We start from the raw sequence: 19,181 nt of genomic DNA on the forward strand, positions 1-19,181 counted from the left end.
GAACCAGTGCCGTCAAGAATACGAGGACCGGCGGAGATGCGTGATCGTGCGCGTGGAAGCGTTCCCAAAAACCGGTACGAACGCGGATAGTCGTGATGGCTGTGCCTATTGTCACCGAACGGTCCCAGGCCACCCGATCTTCGCTTAACCTTCGCCCTGAACCTTCGTTAAGTGTCAATCCGGCGCGCGTGGGAGGCTCTGGTGGCAGCGCAAGAGACCGACGAACACAAGTACGTCTACGACTTCTCCGAGGGCAACAAGGATCTCAAGGACCTGCTCGGCGGCAAGGGGGCCAACCTCGCCGAGATGACCAACCTCGGTCTGCCCGTCCCGCCCGGCTTCACCATCACGACCGAGGCCTGCCAGGCGTACCTCGCGACCGGGCGGGAGCCGGACGGCCTCGCCGGTCAGATCGAGGCGCACCTGGAGGCGCTGGAACGGGCGATGGGCAAGCGCCTCGGCGACCCGGGGGACCCGCTGCTGGTGTCCGTCCGCTCCGGGGCCAAGTTCTCCATGCCCGGCATGATGGAGACCGTCCTCAACGTCGGCCTCAACGACCAGAGCGTGGTCGGGCTCTCCGCGCAGGCGGGGGGCAACGACAGGTTCGCCTGGGACTCCTACCGCCGGCTGATCCAGATGTTCGGCAAGACCGTCTGCGAGGTGCCGGGCGAGGAGTTCGAGCACGCCCTCGACAAGGCCAAGAGCGCCAAGGGTACGCACAACGACCTGGACCTGGACGCGGACGACCTGCGCGGGCTGGTCGACGCGTACAAGAAGATCTTCGCCATGCACACCGGCCGGGAGTTCCCGCAGCAGCCGCGGGAACAGCTCGACCTGGCCATCCGGGCGGTCTTCGAGTCGTGGAACGCCGAGCGCGCGGTGCTCTACCGCCGCCAGGAGCGCATCCCGGCCGACCTCGGCACCGCGGTCAACGTGGTGACCATGGTCTTCGGCAACCTCGGCCCCGACTCGGGCACCGGTGTCGCCTTCACCCGTGACCCGGGCAGCGGCGCGCAGGGCATCTACGGCGACTACCTGGCCAACGCGCAGGGCGAGGACGTGGTCGCCGGCATCCGCAACACCGTGCCGTTGCAGGAGCTGGAGCAGCTCGACAAGAAGTCCTACGACGAGTTGCTCTCGTTCATGGCCCGGCTGGAGGAGCACTACCGGGATCTGTGCGACATCGAGTTCACCATCGAGCGCGGCAAGCTGTGGATGTTGCAGACCCGGGTCGGCAAGCGCACCGCCGCCGCCGCGTTCGTCATCGCCGGGCAGCTCATCGACGAGGGCCTGATCGACCTGGACGAGGCGCTGCACCGGGTCAACGGCGCACAGCTCGCCCAGCTGATGTTCCCCCGCTTCCAGCTCGACCACGAGTTCGAGGCGGTCGCCACGGGCATCGGCGCCTCACCGGGCGCGGCGTCCGGCACGGTGGTCTTCACCTCCGCGCGGGCCGTCGAGCTGGCGGCCGAGGGCAAGTCGGTGATCCTGGTCCGCCGGGAGACCAACCCGGACGACCTGAACGGCATGATCGCCGCCAAGGGCATTCTCACCTCGCGCGGCGGCAAGACCAGCCACGCCGCCGTGGTGGCCCGGGGAATGGGCAAGACCTGCGTCTCCGGCGCCGACGCGATCGACGTGAACGTGCCGGCGAAGCGGTTCACCGTGGCCGGGCGGACCGTCAACGAGGGCGACGTCGTCTCCATCGACGGCACCACCGGCAAGGTGTACCTCGGTGAGGTGCCGGTCATGCCGTCGGAGGTCGTGCAGTACTTCGAGGGCAGCCTCGACCCCGAGCACATCGACAACGCGCTCGTCCGGGCCGTACACCGGATCATGACGCACGCCGACGGCAGGCGGCGGCTGGCGGTCCGCACGAACGCCGACACCGGCGCGGACGCCGCCCGTGCCCGGCGCTTCGGCGCCGAGGGCATCGGGCTGTGCCGCACCGAGCACATGTTCCTCGGCGACCGGCGGGAGCTGGTCGAGCGGCTGATCCTGGCGCGCGCCGCGGACGAGCGGGAGGCCGCGCTGGAGGCGCTTCTGCCGTTGCAGCGGGCCGACTTCGTGCAGATCTTCCACGAGATGGACGGGCTGCCGGTCACCGTCCGGCTGATCGACCCGCCGCTGCACGAGTTCCTGCCGCCGTTGGAGCAGCTCGCCGTCAACGTCGCGGTCGCGCAGGAACGCGGCGAGGACGTGGCCAAGGAGGAGGCGTTGCTCGCCGCCGTCCGGCGGATGCACGAGGAGAACCCGATGCTCGGGCTGCGCGGCGTCCGCCTCGGCCTGGTCATCCCCGGCCTGTTCGCGATGCAGGTCCGGGCCATCGCGGAGGCGGCGGTGACCTGCGCCCGGGAGGGCCGGGTGGCCAAGCCGGAGATCATGGTGCCGCTCGTCGGAGCCGTGCAGGAGCTGGAGACGGTACGCGCCGAGGCCGAGAAGATCATCGCCGAGGTGGTCGGTGACAGCGGGGTCGAGGTGCTGATCGGCACCATGATCGAGGTGCCCCGGGCGGCGCTGACCGCCGGGCAGATCGCCGAGGCGGCCGAATTCTTCTCCTTCGGCACCAACGACCTCACCCAGATGGCCTGGGGCTTCTCCCGGGACGACGTCGAGGGCGCGTTCTTCTGGCGCTACCTGGAACTGGGCATCTTCGGCATCTCGCCGTTCGAGTCGATCGACCGCGACGGCGTCGGCCGGCTGATCCGGATCGCCGCAGAGGAGGGCCGGGCCGCCCGTCCCGGGCTGAAACTCGGCGTCTGCGGCGAGCACGGCGGCGACCCGGACTCGGTGCACTTCTTCCACGAGGTCGGTCTCGACTACGTGTCCTGCTCGCCGTTCCGGGTGCCGGTGGCCCGCCTGGAGGCCGGCCGGGCAGCCGTGGAGACCGACGGGTCGGACAGCCGCTGACGCGGACGCCGGCGGCGGCCCGGACGACCGGGCCGCCGCCAGCGCGCCCAGATCTGCGGCGGACCGGGCCGTCGCTGGCGCGCCCAGATCTGCGGCGGGCCGGGCCGTCGTCGGCGCTCAGATCGGCGGGCGACGCCAGGTGGGTCGGGTCGAGCGGCGCAGCTGCGTCGGCAGGGTCGCCATCGGGGTACGCACGGCCAGCGGCGCGTGCGCGTCGGGTACCGCCGTGGCGCCGATCCCGCCGCCCCGGGTGTCCAGCACACGGCCGGCCCGGTGCGCCACCACCCGGGCCTCCTCGTGCAGCCCCTCCAGATCCTTCGCCGCCGACCCGGTGACCAGTGTCAGCAGGGCGCTGCGCCCGGCCGGGTAGGTGACCACGCAGCCGTCGGTGGTGCACACCACCGACTCGCGGAACTCGCCCCGCCGGACCGTGTCGGCGACCCGGTGACCGAGCCCGTAGCTGGCTGCGGCGAGCGCGGCGAGGTGGGTGGCGTCGGTGCTCGGCAGGTCGCTGGAGATGAGCAGCCCGTCGGTGCCGGCCAGCACGGCACCGGCGACCTCGGGCCGGCGTCGACGCAGCCCGAGCAGTTCCGTTCCCACCACCGTGTCTGCATCCACGAGCGTCTCCCTAGCGGTCGGCTCCGCGTCTCGGTCGGTTGGTCACTTTCCGCGCTGGGAACGCTACCGGTGGCCACTTCCGCCCGCGAGCCCGTAACCCAGGGCGATCGGTCCACAACTGGGGACCGATCGGCGGTTGCGCGCGCGCCGGTGCTGCGTCTCGGGCAGGCCGAGCGGCATCGGCGGGCGTAACCTTGGCTCGCTCACACGGCCGACTGTGTCCGCCGTCGACGGGAAAGGTGGTTGTATGACCAGCGTCTGGGAGAACCTGACCATCGATGCCCGCGATCCGGCCCGACTGGCCCGCTGGTGGGCGGAGGCGCTCGGATACCAGGTCGTCACCGAGAGACCGGACGAGGTGGAGATCCGCCAGTCCGCCGACCGCCTTCCCGGGCTGGTCTTCGTGCCGGTGACCGACGGCAAGGAGCGCAAGAACCGGTTGCATCTCGACCTCCGCCCGGCCGACCAGGAGGCCGAGGTTGAGCGTCTGGTCGACATGGGCGCCCGGCACGTCGACATCGGCCAGGGTGACGTCGACTGGACGGTCCTGTCCGACCCGGAGGGCAACGAGTTCTGCGTTCTCCGCCAAAAGTGAACCCCGCGGACGCCCGGCTGGTCCAGGAGCCGCCCAAGGACACCGGCCACCGCCGGTCGCCGTACGAGCGTGACCGGGCCCGGGTGCTGCACTCCGCGGCGTTTCGCCGGCTGGCCACCAAGACCCAGGTGCACACCGCCGGCACCGACGATTTCCTGCGGACCCGGCTGACCCACTCGCTGGAGGTGGCCCAGATCGCCCGGGAGATGGGCGCCCGGCTTGGGTGCGACCCGGACGTGGTGGACGTCGCCGGGCTCGCCCACGACCTCGGGCACCCGCCGTTCGGGCACAACGGCGAGGCGGCGCTGGACCTGCTCGCCGCGCCCTGCGGCGGCTTCGAGGGCAACGCGCAGACGCTGCGGGTGCTGACCCGGCTGGAGGCGAAGGTGCTCGCCCCGGACGGTTCGTCGGCCGGGCTGAACCTCACCCGGGCGTCGCTCGACGCGATCGGCAAGTACCCCTGGCCGCGCCGCGACGGGCAGCGCAAGTTCGGGGTGTACGCCGACGACGCGGCGGTCTTCGGCTGGATCCGGGCCGGTGCGCCCGGCGACCGGCGCTGCCTGGAGGCGCAGGTGATGGACTGGGCCGACGATGTCGCGTACTCGGTGCACGACGTGGAGGACGGCATCCACGGCGGGTACGTCGCGCTGCGCCCGCTGCTCGCGGACGCCGACGAGCGGGCCGCGCTCTGCGCCGACGTGGCCGCCGCCTACTCCGGGGAGTCTCCGGCCGACCTGGCCGAGGTGCTGGTCGAGCTGCTGGCTGACCCGCTGCTCGCCCCCCTCGCCGGCTACGACGGCAGCCACCGCGCCCAGGTCGCGCTGAAGGCCACCACGAGCGGCCTGACCGGTCGGTTCGTGTCGGCGGCGGTGGCGGCCACCGAGGAGCGGTACGGCCCCGGGCCGCACCGCCGCTACGCCGCCGATCTGGTGGTGCCGAGACGGGTCCGGGCCCAGTGCGCGCTGCTCAAGGGCATCGCCCTGCGCTACGTGATGCGGCGCACCGGCTTCCGGGGTCGCTACGAGCGGCAGCGGACGATGCTGGCCGAGTTGGCGGCGGCGCTGGTCGGACGGGCCCCGGACGGGCTCGACCCGGTGTTCGCCCCGCTGTGGCGGGCCGCGCCGGACGACGCCGCCCGGCTGCGCGTGGTGATCGACCAGATCGCCTCGCTCACCGACCCGGCGGCGATGAGCTGGCACACCCGTCTGGTCGGCGGCGGCGCACCGCCGGAGGCGACCACAGCAACTTAGGCTAACCTAAGTGCATGACGGAACGCCCAAGGAACGTCACCTCGGTCCAGGTGCTGCGCACCGAGCGACCCACCCCGCACCTGATCCGGCTCGTCCTCGGTGGGGACGAGCTGACCGGCCTGCCGGTGGGCGAGTTCACCGACCACTACATCAAGCTGGTCTTTCCGGCGCCCGGCGTCGCGTACCCGCAGCCGCTGGACCTCGCCGCGATCCGCCGGGACCTGCCCCGGGAGCAGTGGCCCCGGCTGCGCGCGTACACCGTGCGGCGGTGGGACCCGCTGGCCGGGGAGCTGACCGTGGACGTGGTGCACCACGGCGACGAGGGGCTGGCCGGCCCGTGGGCCGCGGCGCTGCGCCCGGGTGACCCGGTGCACTTCGTCGGCCCCGGCGGGGCGTACGCGCCGGACCCGGACGCGGACTGGCACCTCCTGGTCGGCGACGAGAGCGCCCTGCCGGCGATCGCCGCCGCCCTGGAACGGCTGCCGTTGGGCGCTCCGGCCCGGGTCCTCGTCGAGATCGCCGACCCGGCGGAGGAGCAGCAGTTGCTCAGCCCCGGCGCCGTGGAGCTGACCTGGCTGCACCGGGGTGACCGCCCGGTGGGCGACGCCCTGGTGGCGGCGGTGCGGGAGCTGGAGTTCCCGCCCGGTTCGGTGCACGCCTTCGTGCACGGCGAGGCGACGTTCGTCCGGGAGCTGCGCCGGCTGCTGCGCGGCGAGCGGGGCGTGCCCGCCGACCGTCTCTCCATCTCCGGCTACTGGCGGCGCGGCATGGACGACGAGGGCTGGCGCTCCACCAAGGCGGACTGGAACCGGCAGGTCGCCGCGGAGGAGCCGGCCGCGGCCTGAGCGTCAGGCGCCGACTGCCGGGTCCTCGTCGAGCTTGCCGAGGGCCCGGCTGAGCAGCACGGCGTACCCGACGATCGCCACCGCGAGCAACAGCAGCATCAGCTTCGGTTCGTGCACCCAGGTGGTGACCACGCCGACCGAGACGATCCCGTACCCGGTGATCGCCAGCCGGCCCGCGCTCGGCCGGCACCACAACCAGGACAGGGCCAGCCCACACAACGTCCAGGCGATCACGGAGGCGGCCAGCACCAGTCGCAGTTCGAGCGGCAGGTGGCGCACGTTGTCGTCGACGAGTCGGACCACCTGACCGAGGGCCCAGCCCAGCAGCAACAACGCACCGCCGAGCGGAAAGTGCAGGTAGCCGTACGCCTGCCCGCCGCGCAGTCGGCTCTGCAGCACCCGGGTGGTGACGAAGGCGGTGTACGCCCACCAGACGGCCGCCGGTATGAGGAAGGCCAGCCCGGCCGTCAGGATCATGTGCGGTGGGGGGTGATCCGGCACCGCGAAGAGCAGGTTTGCCATCGCGCTGCCCAACACGATGATCGTGAACTGGCCGATGCGTTCCGGCAGGTGCCGGTTGTCCACCGGCCAGTCGTTCAGCCAGCGTCGGCCGACCCAGGGGGTGGCCAGCTCGACGACCATCGCGATGATCCACAGCGTCGGGCGCGACCCGGTGGGGGCGACCAGCGAGGCCAGCCAGATGAGCCAGCCCGTCCCGAAGCCGAGCAGGTAGATCGTGGTCACCGTCCGGGCCATCGGGCTGGTCGGTCGGGCCCGTAGATACAGCAGGAGCAGCACACCCCGCACGACCAGGTATCCCACCGGAAGCAGCACGCTCTCCGGCACCTCGTCGACGCCGAGCGTCATCGCGCCGGCGCCGACCAGGGCGACCAGCACCAGCAGCCGGTGCGGCGCGTCGTCCGGGTCGAACCGGTTGTCGTAGAAGACCTGCCCCAGCCAGCACCACTGGACCACCAGAAACAGCCCGATCACGGCCAGCACGGCCGTCGGCGCCGGGGTCGGGTCGTCGCCGAGCCGACGTACGACGGCCGCCAGCGCGTACACGAAGATGAGGTCGAGGAAGAGTTCGAGCCAGGTGGCATGCCGGTGGCCGGCCTCGTCCTGAGCGGGCGCCACGCCACGCAGCCCCAGCCGCCCGAGGATCCGGCTTCGCCGGCGGGCGCCGTCACCGCGTACCCTGCGCATCTGGTCATGGTCCCCGCGCGGTCCCGGCGGCCGGGCCGGAACGGGTGAGCCCGACGGCGGCCCCCGCCACACCGGTGTCCCCCGGCCGGCGTGTCGTCGGCCCGGCAGGGCAGGATGTACGCCGAGGGGGTGGCGCATGGCTGGGCGGATCCGGGACGAGGACATCGCACTGGTCCGGGAACGCACCTCGATCGGGGATGTGATCTCCGAGACGGTCACCCTGAAGTCCGCTGGCGGCGGCAACCTCAAGGGCCTGTGCCCGTTCCACGACGAGAAGAGCCCGTCGTTCAACGTCTCGCCGGCCCGCAACGTCTGGTACTGCTTCGGCTGCGGGGCCGGCGGCGACGCGATCAAGTTCCTGATGGACGCGGAGCACCTCAGCTTCGTCGAGTCGGTGGAGCGGCTGGCCGGGCGTGCCGGCATCCAGCTGCGCTACGTCGAGGACGACCGGAGCACCCCGCGTCCCCGCCCGCAGCAGGGCCAACGGCAGCGCCTGGTCGCCGCGCACGCCGCCGCTGTCGATTTCTACCGGGCGCAGCTCAGCACCGCCGGGGCGCGGCCGGCCCGGGAGTTCCTGGCCAAACGGGGCTTCGACCGGGCCGCCGCCGAGCGCTACGGGTGCGGGTTCGCGCCGGATGGCTGGGACCTGCTCACCAAGCACCTGCGCCAGCAGGGCTTCACCCATCAGGAGCTGGTCACCGCCGGGCTGTCCCGGGAGTCCCGCTCGGGCACGCTGATCGACAGGTTCCGACGCCGGCTGCTGTGGCCGATCCGGGACCTCGCCGGCGACGTGATCGGCTTCGGCGCGCGCAAGCTCTTCGACGACGACGACGGCCCGAAGTACCTGAACACCCCCGAGACGCCGATCTACAAGAAGTCGCACGTGCTCTACGGCATCGACCAGGCCAAGCGGGAGATCGCCAAGCAGGGCCGGGCGGTGATCGTCGAGGGTTACACCGACGTGATGGCCTGCCACCTGGCCGGGGTGACGACGGCGGTGGCGACCTGCGGCACGGCCTTCGCCGCGGACCACATCTCGGTTCTGCGCCGCCTCCTGTTCGACAGCGACGAGGTGGCCGGCGAGATCATCTTCACCTTCGACGGCGACGCCGCCGGCCAGAAGGCCGCGCTGCGCGCCTTCGAAGACGACCAGCGCTTCGTCGGGCGCACGTTCATCGCGGTCAGCCCGGACAACATGGACCCGTGCGACCTGCGGTTGGCCAAGGGCGACCTGGCGGTTCGCGACCTGGTCGCTCGGCGCGAGCCCCTGGTCGACTTCGCGCTGCGCCACGAGATCAGCCGCTTCGACCTGGACACCGTCGACGGCCGGGTCGAGGCGATGCGCCGGGCCGCGCCGCTGGTCGCGCAGCTGAAAGACCGGGAGAAACGCCCGGAGTACGTCCGCAAGCTCGCCATGGACCTCGGCATGGAGATCGAGCCGGTGCAGCGGGCGGTGCTCGCCGCCGCCAACACCCCGCCGCCCGGCGGCCGGGACGCCGCACCCGCCGCCAAGCCCTCGTCGGCCCGCACGGCGCCGGCCCTGGACGGCCCGCAGTCGATGGTTGAGCGAGAGGCGTTGAAGCTGGCCATCCAGGATCCTGCACTGGCCGGCCCGATGTTCGACGCGGTCGCCCCTGATTTCTACGCGCATCCACTGCACGCTGATGTTCGTCAAGCGATTGTCGAAGCCGGCGGTGCCAGCGGTGCGGTAGGAGGGGCGCAGTGGGTGGCTCGGATAGTGGATGCCTGTACAGACCTAGCCGCGAAGGCGTTGGTGAATGAACTTGCGGTTGAGCCGCTCAGGCCTCCCAATGGGCTCAACGTGCGGTACGTTTCGGTGCAGCTGGCCAGGCTTCAGCTGCCGACCGTGACCAAGGCCGTGCTGGAACTCAAATCCAAGATCCAACGGATGAATCCTGTGACGCAACAGGCCGAGTACCTGAGGCTCTTTGGCGAACTGGTCCCTCTAGAACAGCACGCCAGGGCGTTGCGTGACCAAGCCTCTGCGGGGTCATAGGAATGGGACTGTTCAGCCGCAAGCCGAAGCTGCCGCCGGCCGACCGGCCACCGTTGACCGCCGACGAGCGGGTGCTCGCCTGGTCGGCGGCGGGCAACGGCGAGGGCGACGGGGTCGTCGTGGCCAGCAACCTCGGGCTGTGGCTGCCCGGCCGGGGGCACCGCATCGGCTGGCACGACGTGCTCAAGGCGGTCTGGTCCGGTCGGGAGCTGACCGTCACGCCCGCCGAGACGGTCGTCGAGCGCGACGGCTACACCGTGGTCGCCGACGGCCCAGCCGAGACGTACCTGCTGCTCGACCCGGGTGAGCTGCCGCACCAGGTGCGGGCACGGGTGACGCGCTCCGTCGCGTACACCGAACACCAGCCGGTGCCCGGCGGCGCGGCCCGGGTCGCAGCCCGGCGGGTGGCCGGCGTGGACGGTCTGACCTGGACGGTCCGCCTCGATCCCGGCGCACCGGCGGACGACGCGGCCCTGCTCGCCGAGACCGACCGGCTGGTCGCCGCGGCCCGCGCCGCCACCGCGCCGGCCGACGGCTGACCGGCCGTCACTTCGCGCCGAGGTCGTTCAGCGCCTTCTCGGCGCCGCGGTGCAGCGGCACCGGCAGGGTCCTGCGGGCCTTCTCCAGCGAGATCCCCTTGGCCGCCGGGTTGGCCTGGGCCAGGACGTCGCGCTTGTCGAACACCGTCCGGGTGATCGCGCAGGCGACGTTGGCGTCCAGATCCTCGCGGACCAGCAGCACGTTGGGTACGACGATGGTCGGGGTGTCGGTCGCCGTCCGGTACACGTCCCGACCGATCGTGCCGGCCTGGTAGCCGGGGCTCAGCGCGGTCAGCTTCGGCAGCAGGGCCGCGATGTCGACGAACCGCATGGTCTCGCCGGCGGTGGTGAACAGGTCGGTCAGGCCGCCGGTGGGCAGACCGCCGGACCAGAAGAAGCCGTCGATGCTGCCGTCCTTCATTCCCTCGACCGTCTTGGTCAGGTCGAGCCGCTGGGCCCGAACGTCCTTGGCCGGGTCGAGTCCGGCGGCCTCCAGCAGCCGGTTCGCCATCACCTCGGTGCCGGACTTCGGGGAGCCCGTGGAGATCCGCTTGCCGCGCATGCCGGCCACCGAGGTGATTCCCGAGTCCTTACGGACCACCACCTGGGTGTAGTTGTCGTAGAGGCGGGCCAACGCCTGCACCGGCTGCGGCGCGGAGAAGCTGCCCTTGCCCTCGACCGCGTTGACCGCCGTGTCGAACAGCGAGAACGCCACGTCGTACTGGCCGCCGACCAACTGCTCGACGTTCTGGACCGAGGCGCCGGTCTCGGCGGCGGTGCCGGTGAGCTTGCCGCCGGTCGACCCGGACAACTGCCCGGCCAGGGCGTTGCCGATCGGGTAGTAGACGCCTGTCGCGTTACCGGTGGCGATGCCGACCCGGGTCTCCCGGGCCACCTCGCAGGTGACCGCGCTGGACGTGTCGTCCTCGGCGGCGCCGCCCTGCTGGCCACCGCAGCCCGCGGTCGTGACGAGGGCGAGCACGCTCAGGCCCGCCGCGAGTCGTACGTCGATTCGTCGCACAGTTTCTCCTCTGTTGGTGTTCGCGGTCGGCCCGTGGATCCGCGTCGGACGAGCACTCCCGCTACGGCGATGGCGGCCAGCGCCACGCCGACCGCGACCGGCACGGGTTCGAGCCAGAGCAGGGTGACGCCGGCGATGGCGCCGAGCACGCGTTCCGGGGCGCTGGCGGGACCCACGCCGGGCAGCCAGCCACCGGCGGCGACGGCCAGCACGGACACGCTGAGCGCCGTCACCACGGCGGCGAAGGCGATCCGCAGGACGCCGCCGATGCCCAGCAGACCGAGGCCGGCCGGCGTGATCACGAACGCGATCGGGATCAGGTAGGCCGGCAGGGCGTAGCGCAGGGTCTGCCACATGGTCGGCACCAACCGGCCGCCGGTGACGGCGGCGGCGGCCACTGCCGCGAGCGCGGTGGGCGGGGACACCTCGGACAGGACCGCGAAGTAGAAGACGAACATCGCCGCGGCGGGCGCTGTCACACCCAGGTCGAGCAGGGCCGGGCCGACGATCACCCAACCGATCACGAACGAGGCGGTGACCGGCACGGCCAGGCCCAGCAGGCTCAGTGCGACGGCAGCGAGCAGCGCGGTGAGCGCCAGCACGACAGTCGGGTTGGAGGTGGCCGCCTTGGCCCCGCCGACCAGCAGCGCCGCCGCCTGCGGCCCGAGGCCGGTCTTGGTGGTGGTCGCCGTGATGATGCCGGCGGCGGCGCAGACGGCGGTCACCGCGAGCGCGCCGCGCACCCCGGTGACGAGCGCGGTCATCAGCCGGGGTGGCGTGAGCCGGTGCGTACGGTCCAGGAAGGAGAGCGCGGCGGCCAGGAGGGTGGCGAAGACGACCGCCCTCGTCGCGGACATGCCGACGGCGAGGAACACGACGATGGCGATCAGCGAGGCGAAGTGGTAGCCGAACCGGGCCAGCAGGCGCCACGGTGAGCCGACGTCGATCACCACCGGGCGTACGCCCGAGCGGCGGGCATCGATCTCCACGGAGAGCAGGATGCCGAGGTAGTAGAGCACGGTCGGCACGGTTGCCCAGCTCAGCACCTGCAGGTACGAGACGCCCAGATACTCGGCGATGATGAACGCCGCCGCGCCCAGGGTGGGCGGGGAGAGAATCGCGCCCACACCGGCGGCGGCCAGCATGCCGCCCGCGCGCTCGGCCGGGTAGCCGGCACGGCGCAGCAGCGGCCAGGTGACCGCCCCGATGCTCACCGTCGTGGCGGCCCCGGACCCGGAGACGGTACCGAGCAGGAAGCCGGAGGCCACCGCCGTACGCCCGGCGGCGGTGCGCGAGCGGCGGAACGCCGCCGCCGACAGTTCGACGAAGAACCGCCCCGCCCCGGACAGTTCCAGAACCGCGCCGTAGATGGTGAACAGCACGATGTACGAGGCCGCCACGTCCAGCGGGGTGCCGTAGAAGCCGCTGTCGGAGTTGTAGAACGCGTCGACCAGTTGGCTGAAGTCGAGCCCGGCGTGGGCTACCGGCCAGGACTGCGGCAGCAACCCGCCGTAGTAGCCGTAGCCGAGGAACAGCAGGCAGACCGCGGGCAGGATCCACCCGGTGGTGCGCCGGCAGGCTTCGAGCAGCAGGAGCAGCAGGATGGTGCCCAGCACCAGATCCGGGGGTGCCAGCAGACCCTGCCGGTCGAGGAAGGCGTTGTAACCGCCGCCACCCGTACCCAGGGGGATCGGTAGGACGGGGTAGAGGCAGGCGGCCACCGCCAGGACGGCCAGTGCCCAGTCCACGGCGGTGGGCCGCGCCAGAGCGCTGCCGTCGCTGTCGCTGTCGCTTCTGCGCCGCCGCCAGGCCGGCATTCGCAGGCCCGCCGGGTGGACCAGGAAGACCGGCGGCAGCATGCCCGCCAGGAAGATGATCAAATAGTATTTGCTGCCCTGCGCCAGAGGGCGGAAGACCTGCCACAGGGCGAGAAGGCCGACCGCCAGCGCCGCTGCGGTGAAGAGTAGGCCGGCCGGCCCGGACAGCACCCGGCCCGGCTTCTCGTCCTCGAACTGGGCGGCCAGCTCCCGGGTGGCGCGCTCGTCAACGGCCCGAGCATCATCGCCGAGCCGCTCGGCCGAATCGGTGCCTTCGGGCGTGCTGGTGTCGGCTGAGCTGGCGTGGGGCGCTCTGGGGCGAGGTGGCGACCCGTTCTCGGCCGGGCCGGGCTCACTGACGGGAGAGTTGGCTGGTCGTGAGGGTGGCGACGAACCGTCGGGCGAACGGGCGGGCGACACGATCGGACGATACACGTCGATTGGCTGGCGGGTGGGGCAGCGAACAGTGTTCGTGTCTCCTCGGGGTATGCACGGCCCGTGCCGCGGCCTTTCGCATGCCGGATCTGCACGCTGGGCCCGAATTTCCGTGGAAAGCTGTCGGATCCGGCCGCTAGGGTCGGGCGGTGACTTCGGGGCGACCACTGATTCAGGCTCGTGGGCTGGTGAAGCGGTTCGGCGACTTCACCGCCGTCGACGGCATCGACGTCGAGGTGCGCTCGGGTGAGGCGTTCGGTTTCCTCGGGCCCAACGGCGCCGGCAAGTCCTCCACCATGCGAATGGTCGGCTGCATCTCTCCGCCGAGCGGCGGTGAGCTGCGCATCCTCGACCTGGATCCGGTCCGCGACGGGCCGGCGATCCGGGCCCGGCTCGGCGTGTGCCCGCAGATGGACAATCTCGACCCGGAGCTGAGCGTCCGGGAAAACCTCACGGTGTACGCCCGCTACTTCGGCATCTCGCGCCGGGTCGCCCGGGAAAGGGCCGCCGAGCTGCTCGACTTCGTCCAGCTCACCGAGCGGGCCGACAGCAAGGTCGAGCCGCTCTCCGGAGGGATGAAGCGCCGGCTGACCATCGCCCGCGCCCTGGTCAACGACCCGGAGATCGTGCTGCTCGACGAGCCGACCACCGGGCTCGACCCGCAGGCGCGGCACCTGGTGTGGGAGCGACTGTTCCGGCTCAAGCAGCAGGGCGTGACGCTGGTGCTCACCACGCACTACATGGATGAGGCCGAGCAGCTCTGCGACCGGCTGGTGGTGATGGACGGCGGGCGGATCGTCGCCGAGGGCTCACCCCGGGCGCTGATCGAGGAGCACTCCACCCGCGAGGTGGTCGAGCTGCGCTTCGCCGCCGAGTCGCAGGAGCCGTTCGCCGGCAAGCTCGACGGTGTGGGGGAGCGGGTCGAGGTGCTGCCCGACCGCGTCCTGCTCTACGTGCCCGACGGCGACGCGGCGGTCGCCGAGGTCGGCGCGCTGGGGCTCAACCCGGCCAACGTCCTGGTGCGGCGCAGCGGCCTGGAGGACGTCTTCCTGCACCTGACCGGCCGCACCCTGGTCGACTGAGCCCGTGCCGCCGCTCGCTTCGCAGATCTTGGACAGTTTCCGTTAGCTGCTAACGGAAACTGTCCAAGATCTGCTCTAGGTGTCGTTCATCGGGCTCTTGCCCAGGTGAGGAAGCGGTCGCGTAGTTGGTCGGTGCCGGGGAGGTCCCCGGTCGCCTCGTCGAGCAGCGTCGCGAGGTAGATGAGCAGGCCGGTCCGGTTCTCGCGGTACTCGCCGAGCAGTGCCAGGCGAGCCGGGGAGCAGGGCCATGCGGCACCGCAGACCCGGCAGCGCCACGACGGTCGCGCCGCCACGTGCGAGCGGTAGCGGGGCATCGGAGCCTCCCTTTCTCGTGGACCGGCGTGCTCGATGGATGGGAGCGCCCCGGATCGGGGGTCACGGGGCGCCCCCGGCCTGGTTCCGCCCGCCGTCCGATCCCGTGAGCGGTCCCGCTGCGTGACAGTCTGCTGAGGACGCGACTACCGTGGGGGGTTCCGCGCGCCGACGACCAGCGCGTACCGTGATCGGCCCGGCACGGTACGAGGATGTACGGAGGGTGTCCGTGGAGAGTTCGTCCATGCTGGAGCATTTCGCGGAGGAGCTACGGCTGGCCCGGGCAGCCAGTGGCATGTCCCAGGCGACGCTGGCGGAGGCGCTGAGCTACTCCGGGGCACTGGTCGCCAAGGTGGAGACCTCCGAGCGCCGGCCGAGTCTGGACTTCGCGCGCCGGTGCGACGCCGTGTTCACTGCCGACGGGCGCTTCGAGCGCATCCAGCGGCGGATCAGCCGCGAGGCCGTGGTGCCGTGGTTCCGTGACTGGGCGGGCATCGAGCAGGAGACCACCGCACTGCGCTCGTTCGAGCCGCTCTACCTGCCGGGCTTGTTGCAGACCGAGGGCTACGCCCGCGCCATCCTGGCCGGTGCCGGGCTCTTCGCGGCGGATGAGGTCGAGCAGCAGGTGACAGCCCGGCTCGACCGGCAGGCCGTGCTCACCCGGGACCGGCCACCGCTGCTGAGTGTGGTCGTCGACGAGTACGCGCTGCGCCGCAGCGTCGGCGAGCCGGAGGTGATGAGCGAGCAGTTGCGGCACCTGGCGAAGCTCGGCTCGGCCCTGCCCCGGGTCAGAATCCAAGTAGTGCCGCTGTCCGCCGGTGCTTACGCTGGGCTCGATGGCCCCTTCGTGATCGCCACCACCGCGACCGGTGAAGATGTGGTCTACCTGGACGGGCAGCGCCACGGGCAGGTCATCGACCGCGCCGAGTACGTGCGGCAGATGGTCGAGGTGTGGGAGTCGATCCGGGGTGAGGCACTATCGCAGCAGCAGTCCCTCGAACTGATCGTGGAAATGGCGGAGACATGGAGCTGACCGGCGCCCGGTGGCGCAAGAGCAGTCGCAGCAACGGCAGCGGCGGCAACTGTGTGGAGGTTGCGGAGAATCTGTCGGGGGTGGTGGCCGTTCGTGACTCGAAGGATCCGGCTGGCCCGGTGCTCGTCTTCGAGCCCGAGGCGTGGCGCGCGTTCGTCGGGCTCGGTGCCGGTGTCCGGTAGGTCCCCGGCCCGGTAAATCCCTCGGCGGTCGCGCGGTCCGACCGCCTGGGCCTGCCCAGTCCCAAGGTCAACTCGGCTTCCTGAAAACCGGGGTGTCCGCGGGACCGGGATACCCCGGTTTCCAGGAACCCGAGTTGATCTGCCATGAGGCACTACCGCAGCAGCAGCCATCCGACGGGAGCGCAGGAAGTGGCGGAGACATGGAGCTGACCGGCGCCCGGTGGCGCAAGAGCACCCGCAGCGGCCCGGATGGCGGTAACTGCGTGGAGGTGGCCGACAACCTTCCGGGGCTGGTGGCCGTTCGTGACTCGAAGGATCCGGCTGGCCCGGTGCTCGTCTTCACGCCCGACGCGTGGGGCACGTTCGTCGGGTCCGACGCTGTCCGGGCGATGTGATCGACTCCGGATCGGCGATACGGCGGTGTCCGGGCGACGGGATGCCGCCACATCGCCGATCTGTAGTGGATCATCGCGCCGGCAGGCCGCCGGCAGGCCGTGGGCGTGGCGCGCGACCCGGCGGAAACCCGGGCGACACGTCGACGGGGTCGCCGTAGGGTGACCGGCGGCCTGTCGTACCCCGGGGGTAGGAAGGTCGGGGACGGGGGGTGGTCATGGTGAGTGTGGCGCAGCGGACGCGGTTGCCCTGGGTGCCGGCGTACGCGGTGTTCGAGCACTACCTGGTGAATCTTCGTCGCACCTGGCGGGCGGGGGTGTTCTCGTCGTTCCTGCTGCCGGTGCTGACCGTGCTCGGCTTCGGGCTGGGCGTCGGCGCGTACATCGACCAGGGCGTCGACGGGGTGCGCTACCTCGACTGGCTGGTCCCCGGGCTGTTCGCCTCGACGGCGCTCCAGGTGACCGTGGGCGACTCGACGTGGCCGGTGTTCAGCAACTTCCAGTGGGTCAAGATCTACTTCGCGCAGACGGCGTCGCCGCTACGGGTGGGCGACATCCTGGCCGGGCACCTGGCCTTCGTGCTGTTCCGGGTGCTCACGACGATCGCGGCCTTCCTGCTGGTCACCGGGTTGTTCGGGGCGTTGCGGTCGCCGTGGGCGGTGGCCACCCTGCCGGTGGTGGCGCTGCTCGGGCTGGCCGGGGCCACGCCGACGTTCGCGTACGCCGCGGTGGTGTCCAGCGACAGTTGGCTGGCGATGCTGTTCCGGTTCGCGGTCATCCCGATGACGCTGTTCGCCGGCGTGTTCTTCCCGGTCGAGTCGTTGCCGGAGGCGCTTCGCTGGCTGGCGTACGCGACTCCGCTGTGGCACGCCGTCGACCTCTGTCGTGCGGCGACGCTCGGTGTCGCCCCGCAGTGGTCGATCGGCGGGCACCTGCTCTACCTGGCTGCGTGGGCGGCCGTCGGTTGGCTGCTGGCGCTGCGCGCCTTCCGCCGCAAGCTCGTCGTCTAGGGAGATCTCGTGGTCACGCTGGTCCTGCCCCGGCTGGTCGACGTCTCCGCCGCGTCCCGGCGGTCGGGGTCGGTCATCGAGCGCAATCTCGCCGCGCTGAAGTCGGTCTACTGGCTGCTGCTGCTCTCCGGCTTCGTGGAGCCGCTGCTCTACCTGCTCTCCATCGGCGTGGGCGTCGGGTCGCTGGTCGGTGACCTGCCGCTGCCCGACGGGCGGCTGGTGTCGTACGCCGCGTTCGTGGCGCCGGCGATGCTGGCCGCCTCCGCGATGACCGGGGCGCTTGCCGAGACCACATTCAACTTCTTCGGCAAGATGAAGTACATGAAGCTGTACGACGGGATGATCGCCACCCCCGTACGGCCGTTCGAGATCGCCCTCGGTGAGCTGAGTTGGGCGATGTTGCGGGGCAGCGCCTACTCGGCCGCATTCCTCGGGGTGATGGTCGCGTTGGATCTGACCAGCGTCGTCCACGCGCTCACCGCGCTGCCCGCCGCGGTGCTGGTCGGGTTCGCGTTCGGGGCGCTCGGCATGTCGATCTCCACCTTCATGCGCAGCTGGCAGGATTTCGACCTGGTGGCGTCCGCGCAGTTCACCCTGTTCCTCTTCTCCGGCACCTTCGTGCCGGCGCAGGCGTACCCGACCCTGCTGCACTGGCTGGTCGAGGTCACCCCGCTGTACCGGGCCGTGCACCTGATCCGTGGCGTCGCGCTCGGCACCGGGGGTTGGCTCTGGCTGCTCGACGTGCTCTACCTGCTGGCGATGCTGGCGGTCGGCCTGCTGGTGGCGTCGCGCCGGATGGGCAGGTTGCTCTACCCGTAGGGGTTATCAGCCGCTGTTCGCGGGGCATGTCCTGGGGGCGACACCGCCGACGAAGAGGAGGGGCGATGGCCTCCGACGAGACGTCCGCCCACCGTGAGCGCAGCGGGCCGGTCGGGCCCGACGCTGGGCCGGACAGCCCCACCGATCTGCCCGGCAGCGGCTGGAAGGCTGCGCTGCGCCGCACGGTCACCGAGTTCCAGGACGACAGCCTGACCGACTGGGCGGCGGCGCTGACCTACTACGGGGTGCTGTCCATCTTCCCGGGCGTGCTGGTGCTGATCTCCATCCTCGGCCTGCTGGGCACCAGCGCCACCGAGGGCGTCAAGGAAACGGTCAACCAGGCGGTGCCCAACGAGAGCATCCAGAAGATCATCGAGGATGCGATCAACCAGGCGCGGGACAGCGGAGGCCTGGCCAGCGTCGCGGCGATCATCGGTCTGCTGGCCGCGTTCTGGTCCGCGTCGGGCTACGTCGCCGCGTTCATGCGCGCCTCGAACACGATCTACGACGTGCCGGAGGGCCGGCCGATCTGGAAGACGCTGCCGATCCGGGTCGGCGTGACGGCGGTGATCGGCGTGCTCCTGCTGGCCTGCGCGGTGATCGTGGTCTTCACCGGCCGGCTCGCCGAGGTGGTCGGGGACGTGGTCGGCCTCGGCTCGACGGCCGTCACGGTCTGGGACGTCGCCAAGTGGCCGGTGCTGCTGCTCCTGGTCAGCCTGATGTTCGCGATCCTCTACTGGGCCTCGCCGAACGCCCGGCACGGCGGGTTCCGCTGGGTCAGCCCGGGTGGCGTGCTCGCCGTGGTGATCTGGCTGGTGATCTCCGGTCTCTTCGCCTTCTACGTGAGCAACTTTGGCTCGTACAACAAGACGTACGGTGCGCTGGCCGGCGTGATCATCTTTCTGGTCTGGCTCTGGCTGAGCAACATCGCGATCCTGTTGGGCGCCGAGTTCGACGCGGAGTTGGAGCGCGGCCGGGCCATCTCGGCCGGCCACGCCGTCGACGACGAGCCGTACCTCGAACTGCGCGACGACCGCAAGCTCAGGAAGAAGCGGAATTCGGCTGCCAAGCGCTGACCTGATCGCACAGCGGCCGCTC

The 19,181-nt window shown here is 71.4% G+C and carries 17 protein-coding genes and 1 pseudogene; 13 read left to right on the top strand and 5 right to left on the bottom strand.

Translation table 11 applies throughout. The features are described from left to right. Positions 1–201 precede the first annotated feature (201 nt). Positions 202–2,910 (top strand): pyruvate, phosphate dikinase, encoded by a 2,709-nt coding sequence (gene ppdK, locus ACFYPR_RS28865; protein ID WP_387263532.1) that lies wholly within the window; start codon positions 202–204, stop codon positions 2,908–2,910. A gap of 117 nt (positions 2,911–3,027) precedes the next feature. Here the strand turns inward: ppdK and ACFYPR_RS28870 are convergent, their stop codons facing one another. Continuing rightward, a complete protein-coding gene (locus ACFYPR_RS28870) occupies positions 3,028–3,528 on the bottom strand; it encodes a roadblock/LC7 domain-containing protein (RefSeq protein WP_387263534.1) in 501 nt (166 codons plus the stop codon). 247 nt (positions 3,529–3,775) lie between these two features. Between ACFYPR_RS28870 and ACFYPR_RS28875 the strand changes: the two genes are divergently transcribed. Genes ACFYPR_RS28875 through ACFYPR_RS28885 form a run of 3 tightly spaced genes read left to right on the top strand, consistent with a single transcriptional unit; the run spans position 3,776 to position 6,218 of the window. Further along, entirely contained in the window at positions 3,776–4,123 is a 348-nt protein-coding gene (locus ACFYPR_RS28875; protein WP_354854637.1) for a VOC family protein, read from the top strand. After that, complete coding sequence (locus ACFYPR_RS28880; RefSeq protein WP_387263536.1) at positions 4,120–5,373, top strand: deoxyguanosinetriphosphate triphosphohydrolase; 1,254 nt, start codon at positions 4,120–4,122, stop codon at positions 5,371–5,373. Before ACFYPR_RS28875 ends, ACFYPR_RS28880 begins: the two co-directional genes overlap by 4 nt. A gap of 14 nt (positions 5,374–5,387) precedes the next feature. Further along, the gene (locus ACFYPR_RS28885) at positions 5,388–6,218 is read left to right on the top strand and encodes a siderophore-interacting protein (protein ID WP_355064066.1); all 831 of its coding nucleotides are present in this window, start codon (positions 5,388–5,390) and stop codon (positions 6,216–6,218) included. A gap of 3 nt (positions 6,219–6,221) precedes the next feature. On the opposite strand, the gene ACFYPR_RS28890 is transcribed toward ACFYPR_RS28885, so the two are convergent. Beyond that, positions 6,222–7,424 (bottom strand): low temperature requirement protein A, encoded by a 1,203-nt coding sequence (locus ACFYPR_RS28890; protein WP_355135286.1) that lies wholly within the window; start codon positions 7,422–7,424, stop codon positions 6,222–6,224. A 114-nt stretch (positions 7,425–7,538) separates the two neighbouring features. Here ACFYPR_RS28890 and dnaG point away from each other — a divergent pair. Then, positions 7,539–9,441: pseudogene (dnaG, locus tag ACFYPR_RS28895) on the top strand (DNA primase). Between the two features lie 2 nt (positions 9,442–9,443). Then, a complete protein-coding gene (locus ACFYPR_RS28900; RefSeq protein ID WP_363937724.1) occupies positions 9,444–9,980 on the top strand; it encodes a hypothetical protein in 537 nt (178 codons plus the stop codon). A gap of 7 nt (positions 9,981–9,987) precedes the next feature. On the opposite strand, the gene ACFYPR_RS28905 is transcribed toward ACFYPR_RS28900, so the two are convergent. Together ACFYPR_RS28905 and ACFYPR_RS28910 are read right to left on the bottom strand one after the other, a co-directional pair. Then, on the bottom strand, positions 9,988–11,001 hold the full coding sequence (locus ACFYPR_RS28905) for a TAXI family TRAP transporter solute-binding subunit (protein WP_387263539.1): 1,014 nt from the start codon (positions 10,999–11,001) through the stop codon (positions 9,988–9,990). Continuing rightward, the gene (locus tag ACFYPR_RS28910) at positions 10,965–13,238 is read right to left on the bottom strand and encodes a TRAP transporter permease (protein ID WP_387263542.1); all 2,274 of its coding nucleotides are present in this window, start codon (positions 13,236–13,238) and stop codon (positions 10,965–10,967) included. The genes ACFYPR_RS28905 and ACFYPR_RS28910 overlap by 37 nt, the downstream gene beginning before the upstream one ends. Positions 13,239–13,402: 164 nt before the next feature. Between ACFYPR_RS28910 and ACFYPR_RS28915 the strand changes: the two genes are divergently transcribed. Further along, the gene (locus ACFYPR_RS28915) at positions 13,403–14,335 is read left to right on the top strand and encodes an ABC transporter ATP-binding protein (protein WP_354854623.1); all 933 of its coding nucleotides are present in this window, start codon (positions 13,403–13,405) and stop codon (positions 14,333–14,335) included. An 86-nt stretch (positions 14,336–14,421) separates the two neighbouring features. On the opposite strand, the gene ACFYPR_RS28920 is transcribed toward ACFYPR_RS28915, so the two are convergent. Beyond that, on the bottom strand, positions 14,422–14,649 hold the full coding sequence (locus ACFYPR_RS28920; protein ID WP_354854621.1) for a flavin reductase: 228 nt from the start codon (positions 14,647–14,649) through the stop codon (positions 14,422–14,424). Positions 14,650–14,891: 242 nt separating this feature from the next. Between ACFYPR_RS28920 and ACFYPR_RS28925 the strand changes: the two genes are divergently transcribed. The 6 genes from ACFYPR_RS28925 to ACFYPR_RS28950 all read left to right on the top strand — a co-directional run bounded on the left by ACFYPR_RS28925 (position 14,892) and on the right by ACFYPR_RS28950 (position 19,159). Further along, a complete protein-coding gene (locus ACFYPR_RS28925) occupies positions 14,892–15,680 on the top strand; it encodes a Scr1 family TA system antitoxin-like transcriptional regulator (RefSeq protein ID WP_387263544.1) in 789 nt (262 codons plus the stop codon). Further along, positions 15,671–15,862, top strand: a complete 192-nt coding sequence (locus ACFYPR_RS28930) for a DUF397 domain-containing protein (RefSeq protein ID WP_354854618.1) — start codon at positions 15,671–15,673, stop codon at positions 15,860–15,862. The genes ACFYPR_RS28925 and ACFYPR_RS28930 overlap by 10 nt, the downstream gene beginning before the upstream one ends. A 200-nt stretch (positions 15,863–16,062) precedes the next feature. Then, a complete protein-coding gene (locus tag ACFYPR_RS28935; protein WP_354854616.1) occupies positions 16,063–16,257 on the top strand; it encodes a DUF397 domain-containing protein in 195 nt (64 codons plus the stop codon). A 215-nt stretch (positions 16,258–16,472) separates the two neighbouring features. Next, entirely contained in the window at positions 16,473–17,264 is a 792-nt protein-coding gene (locus ACFYPR_RS28940) for an ABC transporter permease (protein ID WP_355064071.1), read from the top strand. Positions 17,265–17,273: 9 nt separating this feature from the next. Continuing rightward, the gene (locus tag ACFYPR_RS28945; protein ID WP_355135278.1) at positions 17,274–18,083 is read left to right on the top strand and encodes an ABC transporter permease; all 810 of its coding nucleotides are present in this window, start codon (positions 17,274–17,276) and stop codon (positions 18,081–18,083) included. Positions 18,084–18,148: 65 nt separating this feature from the next. Continuing rightward, positions 18,149–19,159 (top strand): YihY/virulence factor BrkB family protein, encoded by a 1,011-nt coding sequence (locus ACFYPR_RS28950; protein WP_354854612.1) that lies wholly within the window; start codon positions 18,149–18,151, stop codon positions 19,157–19,159. Positions 19,160–19,181 lie beyond the last annotated feature (22 nt).

It is taken from the genome of Micromonospora sp. NPDC005254 (assembly GCF_042872525.1).
GTDB lineage: Bacteria > Actinomycetota > Actinomycetes > Mycobacteriales > Micromonosporaceae > Micromonospora.

Excerpts from the sequence above, each read along its gene's own strand:
- ACFYPR_RS28875 (WP_354854637.1), top strand. The coding sequence starts at position 3,776 with ATGACCAGCGTCTGGGAGAACCTGACCATCGATGCCCGCGATCCGGCC.
- ACFYPR_RS28885 (WP_355064066.1), top strand. The coding sequence starts at position 5,388 with ATGACGGAACGCCCAAGGAACGTCACCTCGGTCCAGGTGCTGCGCACC.
- ACFYPR_RS28890 (WP_355135286.1), bottom strand. The coding sequence starts at position 7,424 with ATGCGCAGGGTACGCGGTGACGGCGCCCGCCGGCGAAGCCGGATCCTC.
- ACFYPR_RS28900 (WP_363937724.1), top strand. The coding sequence starts at position 9,444 with ATGGGACTGTTCAGCCGCAAGCCGAAGCTGCCGCCGGCCGACCGGCCA.
- ACFYPR_RS28920 (WP_354854621.1), bottom strand. The coding sequence starts at position 14,649 with ATGCCCCGCTACCGCTCGCACGTGGCGGCGCGACCGTCGTGGCGCTGC.
- ACFYPR_RS28925 (WP_387263544.1), top strand. The coding sequence starts at position 14,892 with ATGCTGGAGCATTTCGCGGAGGAGCTACGGCTGGCCCGGGCAGCCAGT.
- ACFYPR_RS28930 (WP_354854618.1), top strand. The coding sequence starts at position 15,671 with ATGGAGCTGACCGGCGCCCGGTGGCGCAAGAGCAGTCGCAGCAACGGC.
- ACFYPR_RS28935 (WP_354854616.1), top strand. The coding sequence starts at position 16,063 with ATGGAGCTGACCGGCGCCCGGTGGCGCAAGAGCACCCGCAGCGGCCCG.
- ACFYPR_RS28940 (WP_355064071.1), top strand. The coding sequence starts at position 16,473 with ATGGTGAGTGTGGCGCAGCGGACGCGGTTGCCCTGGGTGCCGGCGTAC.
- ACFYPR_RS28950 (WP_354854612.1), top strand. The coding sequence starts at position 18,149 with ATGGCCTCCGACGAGACGTCCGCCCACCGTGAGCGCAGCGGGCCGGTC.